Source organism: Halomonas bluephagenesis, assembly GCF_054790765.1.
Genome location: NZ_CP133631.1, coordinates 4,001,698 through 4,019,230, shown reverse-complemented (window position 1 = coordinate 4,019,230; position 17,533 = coordinate 4,001,698). Strand labels below are relative to the sequence as shown.

At 51.6% G+C, this 17,533-nt stretch carries 15 protein-coding genes and 1 pseudogene; 10 read left to right on the top strand and 6 right to left on the bottom strand.

The features are described 5' to 3' along the window. Positions 1 to 37: 37 nt before the first annotated feature. Positions 38 to 649, bottom strand: coding sequence for a Fe-S biogenesis protein NfuA (gene nfuA, locus REH51_RS18335; RefSeq protein ID WP_009724407.1), 612 nt, complete (start codon positions 647 to 649; stop codon positions 38 to 40). A 286-nt stretch (positions 650 to 935) separates the two neighbouring features. On the opposite strand from nfuA, the gene metH reads away from it, so the two are divergent. The 4 genes from metH to REH51_RS18315 all read left to right on the top strand — a co-directional run bounded on the left by metH (position 936) and on the right by REH51_RS18315 (position 8,276). Beyond that, positions 936 to 4,631, top strand: coding sequence for a methionine synthase (gene metH, locus REH51_RS18330; protein ID WP_009724406.1), 3,696 nt, complete (start codon positions 936 to 938; stop codon positions 4,629 to 4,631). Then, a complete protein-coding gene (locus REH51_RS18325) occupies positions 4,631 to 5,947 on the top strand; it encodes an MATE family efflux transporter (protein ID WP_009724405.1) in 1,317 nt (438 codons plus the stop codon). Before metH ends, REH51_RS18325 begins: the two co-directional genes overlap by 1 nt. 138 nt (positions 5,948 to 6,085) lie before the next feature. Next, complete coding sequence (locus REH51_RS18320; protein ID WP_498936517.1) at positions 6,086 to 7,744, top strand: nitrite/sulfite reductase; 1,659 nt, start codon at positions 6,086 to 6,088, stop codon at positions 7,742 to 7,744. Further along, the gene (locus REH51_RS18315) at positions 7,731 to 8,276 is read left to right on the top strand and encodes a DUF934 domain-containing protein (RefSeq protein WP_009724403.1); all 546 of its coding nucleotides are present in this window, start codon (positions 7,731 to 7,733) and stop codon (positions 8,274 to 8,276) included. The genes REH51_RS18320 and REH51_RS18315 overlap by 14 nt, the downstream gene beginning before the upstream one ends. Before the next feature lie 84 nt (positions 8,277 to 8,360). Here REH51_RS18315 and smrA read toward each other — a convergent pair whose 3' ends face one another. Beyond that, entirely contained in the window at positions 8,361 to 8,951 is a 591-nt protein-coding gene (gene smrA / locus REH51_RS18310) for a DNA endonuclease SmrA (RefSeq protein WP_009724402.1), read from the bottom strand. A 135-nt stretch (positions 8,952 to 9,086) separates the two neighbouring features. Between smrA and REH51_RS18305 the strand changes: the two genes are divergently transcribed. Genes REH51_RS18305 through REH51_RS18295 form a run of 3 tightly spaced genes read left to right on the top strand, consistent with a single transcriptional unit; the run spans position 9,087 to position 10,620 of the window. After that, positions 9,087 to 9,557, top strand: a complete 471-nt coding sequence (locus REH51_RS18305) for a gamma-glutamylcyclotransferase family protein (protein ID WP_009724401.1) — start codon at positions 9,087 to 9,089, stop codon at positions 9,555 to 9,557. A gap of 47 nt (positions 9,558 to 9,604) precedes the next feature. Beyond that, positions 9,605 to 10,231, top strand: a complete 627-nt coding sequence (wrbA, locus tag REH51_RS18300) for an NAD(P)H:quinone oxidoreductase (protein ID WP_498936514.1) — start codon at positions 9,605 to 9,607, stop codon at positions 10,229 to 10,231. Further along, on the top strand, positions 10,228 to 10,620 hold the full coding sequence (locus REH51_RS18295; protein ID WP_009724399.1) for a DUF2069 domain-containing protein: 393 nt from the start codon (positions 10,228 to 10,230) through the stop codon (positions 10,618 to 10,620). The genes wrbA and REH51_RS18295 overlap by 4 nt, the downstream gene beginning before the upstream one ends. A gap of 22 nt (positions 10,621 to 10,642) precedes the next feature. Here the strand turns inward: REH51_RS18295 and REH51_RS18290 are convergent, their stop codons facing one another. Then, a complete protein-coding gene (locus REH51_RS18290; RefSeq protein ID WP_009724398.1) occupies positions 10,643 to 11,335 on the bottom strand; it encodes a cytochrome b/b6 domain-containing protein in 693 nt (230 codons plus the stop codon). A gap of 237 nt (positions 11,336 to 11,572) precedes the next feature. Here REH51_RS18290 and pdxH point away from each other — a divergent pair, with 237 nt between their 5' ends. Continuing rightward, a complete protein-coding gene (pdxH, locus tag REH51_RS18285; protein ID WP_009724397.1) occupies positions 11,573 to 12,217 on the top strand; it encodes a pyridoxamine 5'-phosphate oxidase in 645 nt (214 codons plus the stop codon). A 117-nt stretch (positions 12,218 to 12,334) separates the two neighbouring features. On the opposite strand, the gene REH51_RS18280 is transcribed toward pdxH, so the two are convergent. After that, positions 12,335 to 15,082, bottom strand: coding sequence for a bifunctional acetate--CoA ligase family protein/GNAT family N-acetyltransferase (locus REH51_RS18280; RefSeq protein WP_498936512.1), 2,748 nt, complete (start codon positions 15,080 to 15,082; stop codon positions 12,335 to 12,337). 106 nt (positions 15,083 to 15,188) lie between these two features. On the opposite strand from REH51_RS18280, the pseudogene REH51_RS18275 reads away from it, so the two are divergent. Continuing rightward, a pseudogene (locus REH51_RS18275) lies at positions 15,189 to 16,130 on the top strand (histone deacetylase family protein). 89 nt (positions 16,131 to 16,219) lie between these two features. Then, positions 16,220 to 16,852 carry a helix-turn-helix domain-containing protein gene (locus REH51_RS18270; protein WP_009724394.1) on the top strand — a complete coding sequence of 211 codons (633 nt, stop codon included), beginning with the start codon at positions 16,220 to 16,222 and terminating at the stop codon, positions 16,850 to 16,852. A gap of 40 nt (positions 16,853 to 16,892) precedes the next feature. Here the strand turns inward: REH51_RS18270 and REH51_RS18265 are convergent, their stop codons facing one another. Then, positions 16,893 to 17,243, bottom strand: a complete 351-nt coding sequence (locus REH51_RS18265) for a TusE/DsrC/DsvC family sulfur relay protein (RefSeq protein WP_009724393.1) — start codon at positions 17,241 to 17,243, stop codon at positions 16,893 to 16,895. A gap of 2 nt (positions 17,244 to 17,245) precedes the next feature. Next, positions 17,246 to 17,533, bottom strand: coding sequence for a sulfurtransferase complex subunit TusB (gene tusB / locus REH51_RS18260; RefSeq protein WP_009724392.1), 288 nt, complete (start codon positions 17,531 to 17,533; stop codon positions 17,246 to 17,248).

Here is a 17,533-nt window from a genome sequence, read left to right as displayed (position 1 = left end):
GGCTTTTCGAAGCGAACACGACGCAACTAATATTTCATTAGCGGTAATAGGCGTTCGTTGTATCCGTATGATCGGTAACATCCCGGATACCGGCTAGCTCAGGGATGCGCTCCATCAGTGTTTTTTCTACGCCGTCTTTAAGCGTTAAATCTACCGCTGCACAGCCTTGGCAACCGCCGCCAAAGGCAAGAATTGCCATCTTGTCTTCGGTAAGCTCGACCAGCTTGATTTCACCACCGTGAGCCGCCAGCCCCGGGTTAATCTCACTGTAAAGCGTGTAGTTAATGCGATCTTCCAACGGGCTGTCCGCATTCACTTTGGGCATTTTAGCGTTAGGGGCCTTAATGGTTAACTGGCCACCCATACGATCCGCATTAAAATCGACAACCGCTTCATCTAAAAACGCCAAGCTGTTTTTATCGAGAAATACGTTAATTTTTTCAAGCTCGAGCTTAACGTCCGTCGGCTCTTCCTCACCTGGACGGCAATAGGCTAAACATGTTTCCGCGTAAGGCGTGCCGGGCTGAGTGATAAAAATACGTACGGCAATGCCTTCAACGTTCTGCTTTTCCAACAGTTCAGCAAGGTATTCCTGAGCACTGTCAGTAATATCAATACCTTGGGTATCAGTTTCAATAGTCGCGGTCATAAGGGATGTTATCCTCCCGTGGTAGTGGCGTGGCCACATCACATGTCATTTATAACTATTTCATTAACGCCTATGGTAAGCAAAACTGCTCGCCAGCACAATCCCGACTATTTTAGTAGGCTATTGCTTATGTATATGAGCGCGCCTAATTAAGATACTGCAATAACTTCACGTCCGCACTTGCTGCCCTATGGTGTGCCCTTTGTTATGATAGGCGCCGCTCACACTATGACGACGACTATAAAAATATCCTTTTCGACTGAGACGCTGGAGATTCCCCCCTGCCATGGCTGCTAGTGATTTGACTGCTTCCCTCACCCAACGCCTTGCCCAACGTATCCTGATTTTGGATGGCGGCATGGGTACCATGTTGCAGAACGCCGAACTCAGCGAGGACGATTTCCGTAGTGACCGCTTTCGTGACTGGCCGTCGGATCTTAAAGGTAATAACGATTTATTAGCGCTTACCTGTCCAGATCTGGTGGTGCGTATTCACCGCGACTATCTAGAAGCTGGCGCGGATATTATCGAAACCAATACGTTTAACAGCACGCGTCTTTCCCAGTCAGATTACGGCATGGAAGATCTGGTGCCCGAGTTAAATCGCGAATCGGCACGCCTGGCACGCAACGTTTGCGACGCCGTGGCTGCTGAAACCAATATCCCGCGGTATGTCGCTGGTGTACTTGGGCCAACTTCGCGCACTGCGTCTCTGTCGCCGGATGTCAACGACCCTTCTAAGCGCAATGTCACTTTTGACGAGCTTCGCGAGAACTATTACGAAGCCGCAAGCGCATTAATCGAAGGCGGTGCCGATCTTATTATGATCGAGACTATCTTCGACACACTGAATGCCAAAGCCGCCATCTATGCGCTTGAAGAGTTGTTTGATGATTTAGGCACTCGGCTGCCGGTGATGATTTCCGGCACGATCACCGATGCGTCAGGGCGTACGCTTTCTGGCCAAACCACCGAGGCATTCTGGAATTCTGTTCGCCACGCTCAGCCGCTCTCAGTTGGCTTGAACTGTGCTCTGGGTGCGGAAGAGCTGCGCCCTTACATCGAAGAACTTTCCACTAAAGCCGATACCTTTGTCTCTGCGCACCCCAATGCGGGCCTACCCAATGAGTTTGGTGAGTATGACCAAACCCCAGAGGAAATGGCGGCCATTGTCAGCGAGTTCGCGGAAAGTGGACTGGTCAATATTATTGGGGGGTGCTGTGGCTCAACCCCTGAGCATATTCAAGCCATCGCCGAGGCAGTCAGTTCGATGGCGCCCCGCAAAGTGGCTAGGCGCAGCCATGCGTGTCGCCTGTCTGGCTTAGAACCCTTCAATATTGAAGCCGACTCGCTGTTCGTCAACGTAGGTGAGCGCACCAACGTGACCGGCTCGGCGCGCTTTAAGCGGTTAATCGTCGAAGAAGACTTCACCACTGCGCTGGAAGTCGCCCTGGAGCAAGTAGAAAACGGCGCGCAAATTATCGACATCAACATGGATGAAGGCATGTTGGAGTCTCAGGAAGCAATGGTTCGCTTCCTGAATTTAATCGCTGGCGAACCCGATATCGCTCGCGTTCCGATCATGATCGACTCCTCTAAATGGGACATCATCGAGGCGGGCCTTAAGTGCGTTCAAGGCAAAGCGGTTGTTAACTCTATCTCGCTGAAAGAAGGCGAAGCCGCGTTCCGAGAACAAGCCACCAAATGTCGCCGTTTTGGCGCCGCCATTGTGGTCATGGCGTTTGATGAAGAAGGCCAAGCAGATACCTTTGCGCGTAAAACTGAAATATGTGAGCGCGCCTATCGCTTGCTGGTCGATGACATCGGCTTTCCGGCGGAAGATATTATTTTTGACCCTAATATCTTTGCCATCGCTACCGGTATTGATGAGCACAATAACTACGCCGTTGACTTCATTGAGGCCACCCAGTGGATTCGTGAGCACCTGCCCCACGCGATGATCTCGGGCGGCGTGTCGAACGTCTCGTTTTCATTTCGGGGTAATAATCCAGTACGTGAAGCCATTCACTCGGTGTTCCTTTACCACGCCATTCGTGCGGGCCTCAGCATGGGCATCGTCAATGCGGGCCAATTGGCGGTTTATGACGACCTACCCGCCGAACTGCGTGATGCAGTAGAAGACGTGGTACTTAACCGTCGTAGCGATGGCACCGAACGGCTGCTTGACCTTGCCGACAAGTACAAGGGCGATGGTAGCGGCGCGGCTAAAAAAGAGGATCTAGAGTGGCGCAGCTGGCCAGTCAATAAGCGTATCGAGCACGCGTTGGTTAAGGGCGTAACGGCGTATATAGAAGATGACACCGAACAGGCACGCGCCGAAGCGGCCCGCCCCATCGAAGTCATTGAAGGCCCGTTGATGGATGGCATGAACGTGGTCGGCGATCTGTTTGGTGCAGGTAAAATGTTCCTGCCCCAGGTGGTTAAGTCGGCGCGCGTCATGAAACAGGCGGTTGCTTACCTGATACCCTATATCGAAGCGGAAAAAAGCGAAGAGACCAAGGCCAAAGGCAAGATCGTAATGGCCACGGTCAAAGGCGATGTTCACGACATTGGTAAAAACATTGTCGGCGTAGTGCTGCAGTGTAATAACTATGAAGTCATCGACCTTGGCGTAATGGTGCCCACTGAAAAAATTCTCCAGGCCGCTCTAGACCATAATGCTGACATCATTGGGCTTTCAGGACTGATTACCCCTTCGCTCGATGAAATGGTGCATGTTGCTAAAGAAATGAAGCGCCGGGGCATGAATCTGCCGCTGCTCATTGGTGGTGCTACTACCTCCAAAGCCCATACTGCCGTAAAAATTGAGCCACAATACGATCACCCAGTGATTTATGTGACCGATGCCTCCCGGGCGGTTGGCGTTGCAGGCCGTTTACTGGCACCGAATCTTAAAGCCGCCTACGTTGCCGAGATTCGCGAAGAGTACGAAAAAGTGCGCGAGCGTAACGCCAAACGCCGCCCTAAAGCCGCAGACCTGGATTATACCCAAGCCCGTAAACGGCGCTTCCGCACGGATTGGAACAGCCTTACCCCGGTTAAACCTCAAGTATTGGGCCTCAAAACCTTCGATGACTACGATCTTGAAGAACTGGTTGAACGAATCGATTGGACACCGTTCTTTATGAGTTGGCAGCTCGCCGGCAAGTACCCCAAAATCCTTGAAGACAAGGTAGTCGGGGAAGCTGCGCGCAATTTGTTTGCAGATGCTAAAGTGATGCTGCGCAAACTAATCGACGAAAAGCGTGTTCAGGCGCGCGGCGTCATTGGCCTGTGGCCCGCTAACAGCGTCGATGACGATGTCATTGAAGTGTATGCCGATGAAAGCCGTACCGAGGTAGTTGAGCGCTTGCACCACATTCGGCAGCAGACCACCAAAGGGCGTGACGGTATTTGCTACAGCCTGGCGGACTTTATTGCACCCAAAGAAAGCGGTAAAGCCGACTGGATTGGCGGTTTTGCCGTCACCACTGGACATGGCGTTGACGAGCTCTCCAAAGCCTACGAAGCGGCCGGCGATGATTACAACGCTATTATGGTGCAAGCGTTAACCGACCGCTTGGCAGAAGCGTTTGCCGAGCGCATGCACGAGCGCGTGCGCAAAGAGTTTTGGGGCTACGTACCTGAAGAGACACTGGATAATGACGCGCTAATTGCCGAGAAATATCAGGGTATCCGCCCTGCTCCTGGTTACCCAGCCTGCCCTGACCATACCGAAAAGGCCACGCTGTTCCGGCTGCTTGATGCGACAGAAAACACCGGCTTGGCACTAACCGAGAACTTTGCTATGTGGCCTGCGGCGGCGGTTTCTGGCTGGTACTTCGCACACCCACAGTCAAAATATTTCTCTACCGGCAAAATTACCCGAGATCAAGTAGAAGCAATTGCGCAGCGTAAGCAGATGCCGTTAGTGGAAATGGAGCGCTGGCTATCTCCGGTGCTCTCTTACGACCCTAGCTAATGTCACCTGTGGTACGCCGCCAAGGTAAGGTTATGCGCTTAGCCTTACCCATCATGCTGGGCATGCTCTCACAGAGCATGCTTAATCTTATTGACGCTGCGCTAGTTGGCCATTTAGGCCAAGAGGCATTAGCAGGCGTTGGTATCGGCGGTTATGCCATGTTTATGATGACAGCGCTGGTCTTTGGCCTCTCCTCCAGCGTCCAGTCGCAAACCTCTCAAGACCTGGGCGCAGGACACTTCCCGCTGACACGCTCACTGCACTCGGGCTTGCTCATCGCTGTTATGGTTGGCATTCCATTGTCGTTCCTCGCGTGGTGGCAGGCTCCCTGGTTAATACAGCTGATGACGCCAGCAGATGACGTGATGGCGATTGCCGTTGAGTATTTCCGCTGGCGCGTTGTTTCGTTAACGGCGATTGCCCTGACACTTTGCTTTCGCGGCTACTGGAACGGGCGGCAACACACGCACCTTTACCTACGAATTATCGTGATTGTGCATGTGCTTAACGTAATCGCTAGTGCGGGGTTAATTTACGGCATTGGCGGCCTCCCAGAACTAGGTGCCATTGGCGCGGGTATTGGCACGACACTGTCGATACTGCTGGGGCTGATTATTTGGGCCGGAGTGACCTATAACGCCCATGCACTTGCCCAACAGAAGCAAACATTGCACTCAATACGCACGACGCTATTTCTTGCGTTTCCTCATTCAATGCAACAAGTGTGGTTTGCCGCAGGTTATGTGGTGCTGTTCTGGCTATTAGCCAAGATGGGCACGGAGAGTGTCGCCGTCGGCCATGTGCTAGTGAATTTGTCGTTACTACTTATTTTACCTGGGGTTGGGGTTGGCGTAGCGGCAATGAGTCTGGTAGGAGAAGCGTTAGGGCGGGATGATCAACAGGCGGCACACCGCTGGGGAATCGATGCTCTAAGCGTCGCAGGCGTTATGCTGGCAGTGTTGGCACTCCCCATGCTCTTGTTCCCTGCAGCTGTTCTGACTATTTTCTTCGAAGACCCTTCGCTCATTCAGCTGGGTACTCTACCGTTACAAATTACTGGCCTTATGATTGTGCTGGATGCTGCCGCCCTTGTGTTGGCCCAGGCGTTAATGGGCGCTGGCGCCCAGCGAACAGTGATGCTGCTTACTTTGGGTATACAGTGGTTGGTATTCTTACCATTGGCTTGGTGGGTAGGCATTGAAATGGGATATGGGCTACTCGGTGTGTGGTTAGTGCAACTCTTTTACCGCTCACTCAATTCCGGCAGCTTCTTATGGGTTTGGCAGCGTCGACGCTGGTTAGCTCAAGCGCTATGACTTATAAACCGCAAATACCATTTAGCGATAAAAAGATAATTATATATTCTTTTGTAGAATATGACGCCCGCGTTAAGGTGACGGCACATTACCGTCCGTCTCGACGTGACCATTTCGCTTTTAGCAGGATCGTGCCACATGTACCGTTATGATATTCACGACCAAACGTTGGTTGACGAGCGCGTTGCTCAGTTTCGTGACCAAATGGACCGCTACCGCGCCGGACGTTTGGGAGAAGAAGAGTTTCGCCCGCTGCGACTCCAAAACGGCCTGTATATTCAGAAGCATGCGCCTATGCTGCGAATTGCCATTCCTTACGGCATGCTGGCGGGGGAGCAGCTTCGTGCATTAGCGGACATTACTCGCCGCTATGACCGTGGCTATGGCCACTTCACAACACGGCAAAACTTGCAGCTGAATTGGCCGGCACTGGAAGACGTGCCCGATATTTTGGCAGATCTAGCCAAAGTACAAATGCACGCTATTCAAACCAGCGGCAACTGTATCCGTAATACCACCAGCGATCAGTTTGCCGGTATCGCGGGTGATGAAGTGGAAGATCCACGCCCTTGGTGTGAATTAATTCGCCAGTGGTCTACTTTGCATCCTGAGTTTGCCTATCTGCCGCGCAAATTTAAAATTGCCGTCAGCGGTGCCGCACAGGATCGCGCCGCCATCCAAGTGCACGATATCGGCTTTCGGCTATGGCGCAACGAAGACGGTGAAGTACGCATTAAAGTGCTAGCAGGTGGTGGTCTTGGCCGCACGCCGATGATTGGCGATGTGGTGCGCGAAGACCTTCCCTGGCAGCACCTGTTAACGTATTTGGAAGCGTGTGTTCGCGTTTATAACCAGTTTGGTCGCCGCGATAACAAGTTTAAAGCACGTATTAAAATTCTGGTCAAAGCACTGGGCATTGAAGAGTTTCGTCGCCGCGTTGACGAAGAGTGGGCGCATCTTAAAGATGGCCCGCAAACACTCAACCAAGCAGCGGTTGATGCGGCCAAGATCCACTTCCCTGAGCCAGCGCGTCGTCCGGTTGCTGAGAGTGCCATAGCCGACTTCGAACAGCTGCGCAGCGAAAATCGCAGCCTAGCTCGTTTTGTGACAAATAACGTCACCGACCACAAAGTTTCGGGCTATAAAGCCGTGACTCTCTCGCTTAAGCGCCGCGAACACGCGCCTGGCGACGTCACTGCAGACCAGATGGAAGCAGTAGCCGACCTGGCGGATCGCTATAGCTTCGGTGAAGTACGCGTTACTCACGAGCAGAATCTGGTGCTATCTGACGTTCCCGTCGACGAGCTGGAAGCACTCTGGAAAGAGCTCGACGCACTGGGCATGGCCAACCCCACAGTGGGTACGCTGAACGACATTATCTGCTGCCCTGGCGGCGACTACTGCGGTTTGGCCAATGCGGTCTCCATCCCTATCGCTCAAGCACTGCAGGAGCGGTTTGAGGATCTGGATTTCCTATACGACCTCGGTCCACTGGACCTCAATATCTCAGGCTGCATGAACGCCTGTGGGCACCACCATGTTGGCCACATCGGCATATTAGGCGTTGATAAAAAAGGCGAAGAGTATTACCAGATCTCGATTGGTGGTAACTCAACTGACGATGCGTCGTTAGGTAAAATTCTTGGACCCTCTTTCTACCGCGAAGACGTGCCGGACGTTGTCGATAAAGTACTCCAAGTCTATGTGGCCGAACGTCACGAAGACGAGCGATTCCTCGACACCTATCGCCGTATTGGCTTAAAACCCTTTAAGGAGCGTGTTTATGCCCAGCAATGACACTCAAACTGATGCGGTTGAGCTTACGCCAGTACATGTCGACCATCTGATCGCTGATGGTGAACTGGCAGCAGAAAATGCGTGGTGTGTGTCCTATGACGCAGAAACGCTTCCTGAACAGCGTCCCGCTTTTGTACCGCTGGTCTTGTGGCAAGCGAACCAGGACGATGCCGAGCTAGCGCCACTGCTCTCAAGCGACACCGAGTTAACCACGGAACTTGGCCAGCAGCTGAGCAGTACCAGTGCCATAGCCATTGATTTCCCAGCGTTTACGGATGGACGTGGCTATACCCTGGCCCGTTTGCTTCGCGAACGCTACGGCTATACCGGCGAAGTACGTGCAGTCGGTGATGTTTTGGTCGACCAGTTGGATTACATGCGCCGCTGCGGCTTTACCGCCATGGCCCTGCGTGATGATCAGCATCCTGACGATGCCATTCGCGCGTTGAACATGTTTAGCGTCCGCTACCAAACCGATGTTGAGCAACGCCAAGCATTGTTCGAACGCCGCCTAGCGGACAGCAAGCAATAACCGCGATCGAAAGAGATAGAAGTAGAAATAGAAATAGAAAGGGCAGCTTCTCAGCTGCCCTTTTGCTTGATAAAGAATGGCATGTTAACCGCGACGTTTTTGCTGGCGTTCACGATTGTTAGACTTGGCACGATCACTTTTACGCAACATAACCCAGGTGGCACCAAGGCCGCCCTCCGAAGGCTGCGCAGAAACATAGGCTTGCACTTCATCGAATTGAGTAAGCCATTTAGCCAAATAGGAACGCAGGACATTCGCAGGGCTGTCTATTTCTCGGCCTCTCCCATGCACAATGAGCACAGAGCGAAGGTCGTGGGCGTACGCTTCATGAATAAACGGGAACAGCATTCTGCGGCACTCTGCCAAAGGTCGCCGTAAAAGATGTAATTGCGCCTGAACACTGTAACCACCATGCTTCAGTTTATCGACTACACCTTGCTGAATACCCTCACGGCGGTATTCAATCGGGTCAAAGGGCGGTAACAGATCAACAAAATCATCGGATAAGAAGTTACGCTCTTCTAACCGCTCTTCAGCACTCTCACGTCGAGCCAGCTGGGCCTCTGTTGGCCGCTGGCGTTGGGTGCCTGTATCTGCGCGGTTATGCTTGGGTAGCGGCTTTACATCGCCAACCAACGCACTGAAATCCATCTCATCACGAAGTGATTGATTCATAACAGGCTCCTCCGATAGGGGCTAATGCCTAAGCGTAGAGTACCTATCCTAGCAAACCCGCCGACATTGCTTAAGACTTGTTTTCATTAACATCTAACGCCACGCTGTGTAGCAGACGTAATGAAAGGAGTGGGCATGGTTTGGTTAAAACGTTTTATCGCTTGCGGGATAGCACTAATGATCGGTATGGCAGGCTGGCTCTGGCTGACAATGCTGAGCCCGTGGTTTTACGAGCGCCCTTCCCACTTGCCGGTCATTGAAAAGCGTACCCACAGTGTCTTCGTGTACGGCACGCTGCGCTACTCTCCCGTGCGCTGGATAGTTATGGGCAGTTCAGGCGACCCGCAAGCAGCACGGCTCGAGGGCTTTACAAAAGAAGGCCTGGACCTGGCTCCCGATGCCGATAGTCATGTAGAAGGCTTGCGGTTAGAAGTAACCGCTGATCAGTTATTGCGACTGGACCGCTATGAGCGCTTGGGCGTTCGCTATGAGCGGGTCAAACAAACGCTTTCTGACGGTTCAACAGCATGGGTTTACGTGCGACTGCCTACGCTTAGCCAATTGCTTAACTCATCTCCTGTACAACCGGTTGCTCTGGTACCATAAGCAGACAACGCAGTGCCCTCTTTACGTCGTTATTTTTAGGATACCTCATGAGTGATTCCACGCCGTTTGTTTTAATTCTTTACTATTCGCGCTCCGGAGCCACGGCGGATATGGCACGCCAAATTGCAGCAGGTGTCGAAAGCATCACGGGTGTTGAAGCACGCCTTCGTACAGTGCCCCCGGTCTCCACTACGTGTGAAGCCGTTGACCCCGAGATTCCAGCCGAGGGAGCGGTTTATGCAGACCTTGAGGATTTACGCCACTGCAGCGCATTGGCATTGGGCAGCCCTACACGTTTTGGCAACATGGCTGCGCCACTTAAATATTTTTTAGATACCACCAGCAGCTTATGGATGAATGGCGCGTTAATTGATAACCCTGCCTGTGCATTTACATCTACTTCAAGCCTTCACGGTGGCCAAGAAAGCACGCTGCTCACCATGCTAATTCCATTACTGCACCACGGTATGGTTTATGCAGGCATTCCTTATAATGAGACAGCTTTGCTCGCAACCCAGGCTGGCGGCACTCCCTATGGGGCTAGCCATGTCGCTGGCGCACGTAGCGACCGCCCGGTCAATGAACACGAGCGCGAACTGTGTCTTGCTCAAGGCAAACGGTTGGCTAGGCTGACGCGAGCGCTACATAAAATGCGCCTGGAGGAAACGGCATGAGGCAGTGGCTAGAAGGTCTCGAAACTCGTCATGGACTGGACAAGCTCACACAGCAAGCTAGGCAACTGGTGCTCGTCAGCTTTGTCATTTTGCTGCTTCTGGTTATCTACCGTGGCTTTTTAATTCAGGGCGATACCTTTAACTGGCGTCCAGTGGTCGCATTTGTACTGCCTCTCGTGCTCTTTCTGCCATCCATCATTGGCCAGCGTGCCAGAGGGCATGCCTGGTTAGCATTTGTCAGCTTGCTCTACTTTACCCAAGGCGTCATGCTTGCGACCTTGCCAGATCAAGGTATACGCGGCGTGCTTGAAGCGGTTATCTCACTGATGCTATTCACTGGCTGTATGGCGTACGCACGTTTTCGCAGTCGCCAGCAGCGCCAAGGGTAAGCTTAACTAGTTCTCTGTTTGTCTAATAGGGGTAAAACCATAGCCAGCCACAGACGCCTACCGCAACTAAAAAAGCACCTAGCGCAAATAAGCGATGCTTAGTTCGGTGGGCAGGTTTTATATCTATCGGTTCGCTAGTGAAACGTTTGATGCCCGTCACCATTGCAGGCACTAAGTGCTCTCCTTGCAGAGCATGAACAATGATGCCCACAAGATGCATTCCTATGAGTATAAGCAGCACATCGCTGTTTAGCGCATGCAAGCTGGCCAGTCCGCTACTCACGTCTCGGCCCAGCAAACCGTAAAGCGGCCCTTGAAAGAAGATATCGTCACTCAGGAACAGTCCACTTGCTGCCTGAAAACTCAGTGAGAGCAACAAAAGTACCACCATCCAGCCGCCTAGGGGGTTGTGGCTTGCATAGTGTGGTGCACGCCGCTTTAGCAGCGCTTTGGCATAAATTGCCGTGTCCTTAGGCCCATAAATAAACGTACTAAAGCGAGCATAAGCAGAGCCTGATACGCCCCATAACACGCGAAATACCAGTAAACCAATAATGATGTAGCCAGCTTGGGCGTGAACCTCAATCGGAAACAAAAATGGTGCACCGTTGGTTTTGGTGGTGTAAAACGAAATGATCACCGCTGCCAACAGACACCAATGAAATAAGCGTATAAACACATCCCAAACAGCCAGCTGTTTTCTATCATTCTGCATCACGTTGCCCTTTATCTTCTATTCATACATTTTCTCATTTCTTCAATGATTCTGATATAACGCATTACAGAACGTAGTCGACGCGTTATACAATCAAACAACTTTAAGTTAGCCATAACGCCATCAACCTCTGGCCTGGGCTTCTGAATAGAGCGTGTAAGCAGGGCTGAGAGACAGGGCTTGAGCTTTACGAACAGACCAGCGAACATGAACAAAATTTAAAGGGAGCAGTATTCAATGACACGCAATATAGCTGATATTAGGCGCGATTATGAAGGTGGGCACCTTGATGAAGCCCAGGCCCCCGACGACCCCTTTGTGCTGTTTGATGAGTGGTTTAGCCTAGCGCTGGAAACAGAAGGACAAGACGGTAACGCAATGACCCTTTCTACAGTAGACAGCCAGGGACGCCCCCATGCCCGTGTCGTACTGCTGAAAGGGTTTGACGAGAAAGGTATGGTGTTTTTTACCAATTACCATAGCCACAAAGGCAGTGAACTCAGCAATGTACCTTTCGCCGCCATTACCTTTTGGTGGCCTTCGCAGTCGCGCCAAGTCCGTATCGAAGGGCCCGTTGAACGGGTGGCTCATTCCGAGTCTGATGAATACTTTTCGAGCCGGCCGCGTGGCAGCCAGCTGGGTACCTGGATTGCTACCCAGAGCGTCGTGATTCCTGACCGCAACTGGATTGAAGAACGCCAAAAACGCTTTGAACAGGCCTATGAAGGCCAAGATATTCCTCGTCCGAATCATTGGGGCGGATATCGAGTTAAACCAGAAATGATTGAGTTCTGGCAGGGACAGCCTAGTCGCCTTCATGACCGCCTGCGCTTTGAACGGCGTGATGGCGGCGACTGGAGCCGCTTCCGCCTAGCACCGTAACGTAGGCTTTATCATCACCCGCTGTTACCAAGCTCATGAATAGGCCTGCCCCAGAAAAAGGCAGGCCTACTATTATTTAGGTTTCTGCTGGTTTCGCTAAGCCTGTGTGCATAAAGCCTAGTCAGGCTGGCTCTCCAGCCTGTGGCGCTGCCATTCACTTTCAGGTTCATTTAACCGGAGTACGGCATCTATCACCTGCTCTTCCATATTGTAGCGACACCTAAAGCCCAAGTGCTTCATCAAGGCACGCATGGGATGATTGTCCACCATAATTTTGCCGATCATTTCGAGCGTGCCAATGTTGGTGCAGTAATCGATCATCTTCTTCATCAACAGACTACCGATACCCAGACCCTGTAAGTCGTCACGGATAATGACAGAAAATTCCGTACGGATATTGTCGGGATCATTCCATACACGCACAACGCCCAACATCTCTTTACTCCCGTCATCGTGCTGATGTTCGGCAATAAAGGCCATCTGCCGATCGTAGTTAATATGCGACAGAATCGACAAATCACGCTGGGTTAAGTTGGATTTATTGTGGAAATAACGAAATCGAATACTCTCCTCTGACAGCTGACGGTGGAACGTCGTAATCAACGGCGCATCTTCCGCTCGAATGGGACGAACCTCTACCTGCCAGCCGTTTTTCAGCGTTACCCACTCACGTAGCTCTTCAGGATAAGGCATGATGGCAAAACGCGCGGGCGTGCCTAAGTCCATGGCAAAATCCACTGCTAACATCCCATCACGGTTCAGCAGCAGAGGGTTGAGTTCAAGCCCCCTCAAGTCGCCCAAGTCAGACGCCATTTGGGATAGCTTGACCAACAGTTGGCAGAGCCGCTGGATATCTCGTTCGGGGTCGGCCGAATGCTCGCGAATCAATGAAGCCGCATGAGTTCTACCCACCACGTCCGCGGCCAAACTCATGTTCAGCGGCGGGAGCGCAATCTGACGATCCGCTAGCACGTTCACTTTGTAGCCGCCTATCCCGAAAACAATCAGCGGACCGAACACAGGATCACGAGTGATCCCGGCACATATCTGCATTGAGTGTTTGCCCCGCTGCATTGGCTGCAAACAGTATTCGCGAATAGCATATTCGGGGAATTTCTCGCGCACTTTATCGCCTAGCTGACGGATCCCTTCGGCAACTTGTTCCGGTGTTTCTAAATCTTGCAGTAAGCCCGCGGATATTTTATGGGGATGCTTGCGGTAGCGATAAGGTCGGCAATTGCCTTCGTGGATGACTTTTAGCGCCTTGGGCCCAGGAAAATGATCCGCCATTGCTAATGCCTCTTCAGGATTAGCCAAATAGACACTAGGTGCGGCGGGAATACCGTAGGCTTCTAATACCTGGGCCGTTTCAGAATGGGTCAATGTTTGCCGCCCTTCCGCTTTGGCATTTTTAATTAGCGCGCGACACTCCGCGCGAATCTCTACGCTGGTAGAAAATGGCAAGCTAGGCGGAATTTCATGCAGCAGCGCCTGAACACGCTGATAGTCCACCATATGCATAAATGCTTTCACTGCCTTTTCTGGCGATGTATAGGTGGGTATCCCCGCCAAATTGCACACATGCCTAGCGTTAAGAGCCTCTTTCAGCCCCATCCAGCTAGTCAGCAAATTACGCTTAAACGTTTTTCGATGATCAATCAGCGACTGAGCGGTGGCCAGTGACGGGGATAAGCGAGTCGGCGCGTGAACCACCAGTACTGCATCGACATTCGGATCCGCAGTGACAATCTTTAGTGCTTCAACAAAACGCTCTGGCGTCGCGTTGCCTCCTAAATCCACTGGATTTTCACCGGGCTTGCTCATGTCTACCTGGCTTTTATGCAACACACGTTGCGTCTCTTCGGTAAACTCCGCTAGTTTACCGCCAGCACTAATCAGTTTGTCGATCGCTAGCATGGCAGGCCCTAAGCCATTGGACACAATAGCCAAACGGTCGCCGCGAAGCGGCTTCATGCGCGATAAGGTTTCAAGCGCATCCAGCAATTCATCATAATCATTGACGCGAACAACGCCCGCTCGGGCGAAGGCCGCGTCAAAAACCACATCACGATTAGCAATACCTGGCGTGGGAGCCATACCCGAAATATCTGACTGCGGCGTTCGCCCACTCTTGATGGCGACGACCAAGCGGTTACGCGATGCATCACGCACGGAGGTCATAAAGTGCTGGGCATCCATCACGCGTTCAAGATGCAGCAGAATCGCTTGCGCTGGAGAGAACTGATTCACATAATCAATCAAATCTGGCAGCAGCACATCGACACTGTCACCCACCGTGATCAAGTGTGAAAAGCCAACGTCGCGGCCAGCTGCCCAATCAATCATCGCATTTGCCAACATGCCCGATTGTCCTAGATAGGCTACCTTACCCGCTTGAACTGGCTGGCTGGCATAGGAGGCATTCAGTTTCTTGCCTGGCACGATCAGGCCCATGCACTCTGGCCCTAATACTCGAATCCCCGACTCTATCGCTGACTGCAGCATACGTTGCCGGATAGAGCCCTTATTACCCGTCTCACGGTCAAGGTAAGCACCACCGGAAAGCACCAAAGCAGCCTTAACACCAAACTGCCCAAGTTTTTTAATAAGACTAGGGACACCATCAATAGGGGAGCAAATAACGGCTAGATCAGGAATTTCAGGCAGCTCGTTAACTGTGCGCACACACTCCACGCCGAATACTGTGTCATACCCTTTAAGATTGACTGCCCACATTTTTCCCCTAAAACCGCCCTCTTGAAGGTTATTGAGTACCAAACCACCTAATGAGGCTGGCTTTTCAGAGGCACCGAACACGGCCACTGTGCGCGGGTCGAAAAAATGATGCAAAAAACGTGTGCTCACGAATGCGTCTCCCCTGAAATTAATAACCACTGTGTACGACTTATTGACAGTGTCGCGCAAGCCCCTGGGACGATTAAGGTGTCGATATTGTCCTCGGAGTGCTTGCATGATTACTGCCTACCTTACCCACCCAGACTGCGCATTGCACCACATGGGTCCTGAGCACCCTGAAAGCCCTCAACGGCTTTAGGCGATACGCGCGCGTCTCTCTCTTGCTGGCCTTCTCCAACAAACCATGCAAGCGGATGCCAAAGAAGCGTGTAACGAGGCATTGGCAAGAGTGCACCCAACAAGGCACCTCAATGCGTTAGAAAAGTGCCTGCCAAAAGAAGGTATCGTTACACTAGATAGCGACACAATGATGAACCCCGATAGCTTAAAAGCGGCAAGAGTGGCTGCAGGAGCAGTCATCCGCGGGGTTGACCAAGTGTTTAAACGCCAAGCAGACAACGTATTTTGTGCAGTACGTCCACCTGGGCATCATGCAGAAGCTGCTGATGCGATGGGGTTTTGTTTCTATAACAATATTGCCGTCGGTGCTGCCCATGCAAAAGCCAAATATGGTGCTAGGCGTATCGCGATCCTCGATTTCGATGTCCATCAATGCAATGGCACTATTGATATCTTCAAAAATGATCCTGAGGTGCTGGTGTGCACTAGTTTCCAGTACCCGTTTTACCCATGGCGCTACTTACGCAGTGAATGGCAGAATGTGGTGAACACGCCGCTGGAAGTAGGCACTGACAGTACTGAGTTTAGACGCATTATCGAGCGGCAGTGGCTTCCCGCCCTGCATGCGTTCAAACCAGATTTAGTCATGCTGTCTGCTGGCTTCGATGCCCATCGCGACGACCCTATGGGTGACATCTGTTTAGAAGATGAGGACTTCTATTGGGTAACGCACCTGGCAATGGAAATTGCAGCTCTTTATGCAGAAAACCGCGTGGTTTCAGTACTTGAGGGAGGGTATAACCCGAAAACCCTTGCTAGCGGTGCAGAAGCTCACTTAAAAGCCTTATTGGGGTTGCCCTTTACGGATGTTCCGTAGTGACCGTGTGATGTTGATACTGTGCAACTTCGGTACTCGGCGATTGTGATAACATGCGGTCTCATTGACGTTTACTCACGTGATTTTTTATGACCGCTACTTCTGAAGAGCATGCTGCGCTGCGCATCGCCTCAGGGCGAAAGCCCTTTGTGGAACCTTTACGCCTGGGTGAACGATTAAAACAGATTCGCCTGGCTAACCAGTGGACACTGGAAGACGTTAGTCAGCGCACAGGCTTAGCACGGTCAACGCTCTCCAAGATCGAAAATGACCAAGTGTCGCCAACGTTCAGTGTGGTTCAAAAGCTGATTACCGGCCTGAACATCGACCTGCCCCAGTTATTTACGCCGCCAAAGCGAGAACGCTATACCATGGGGCGTAGAGACCTTACCCGCAAAGGCAAAGGTCAATTGCACCCTACTCCCACTTACGAGCATGAGCTGCTGGGGCATCAGCTTGCACAAAAACGCATGATTCCATTCAAAACCATTGTCAGAGCACGCAGTTTTGATGAGTATCATCAATGGGTGCGACATGACGGTGAAGAATTCTTGATGATCTTAGAAGGCGATATCTTACTCTACACAGAGTTTTACGCTCCACTCATGCTCGCCGAAGGCGATAGTATCTATTTTGATAGTGATATGGGGCATGCCCTTGTCTCTACCAGTCCTGAAGATGCGGTCGTGCTTTCCGTTTGTACGCGCGGCGACTTGGTATAACATCAAGACTAGGTATTGCTAAAAATAGCTATAAAAATGACTACAGACAGTTTGTGGGCTTAGGCAGGCCAGCAATACGAGCAATACGTTTAGGCGGACTACCTGGAAACAGCGTCATTAAATAAATCGAATTACCCTTTTCGTCACCCAGAGCCTGTTTCGTGGCTTTAACTAAGGGACGCATGGCGGGCGCCATTTCATAACGGATGTAAAAATCGCGCACTAGCTGAATAATTTCCCAGTGTTTTTCTGTAAGGGTTAGTCCTTCATCTTCAGCAAGTAAATTGGCAACCTCAAGGCTCCACTGCCGCTGCTCAACTAGGTATCCTTCAGGGTCAAGTTGGATATTTTGCGACGAATCAAGATAACGGTATAAGTTTTGATTACTCATGTTTAATACCAGGAAATGATCTGTTCATGTTGCTCTGTCAGCGCAACAAAGCCATCCATCTCTATCAGGGGCAGCCCGTGGGTAATGGCAATAGAGTGGATCCCTCTAGAGATAGCATCTTCGGCTAACATAAAAATCGAAGCTGCACTTGTTGCCCAGCCTTGCCATTCAGGGTAAAGCGCCGCCTGCACACCGTCTTCAATTAACACGACGGAGTCACCATTGCTCAGCGCGTTGAGCATTTGCACTGCAGCATCACTATGAGGAGGTTTATTCAGAATATGCAGCAT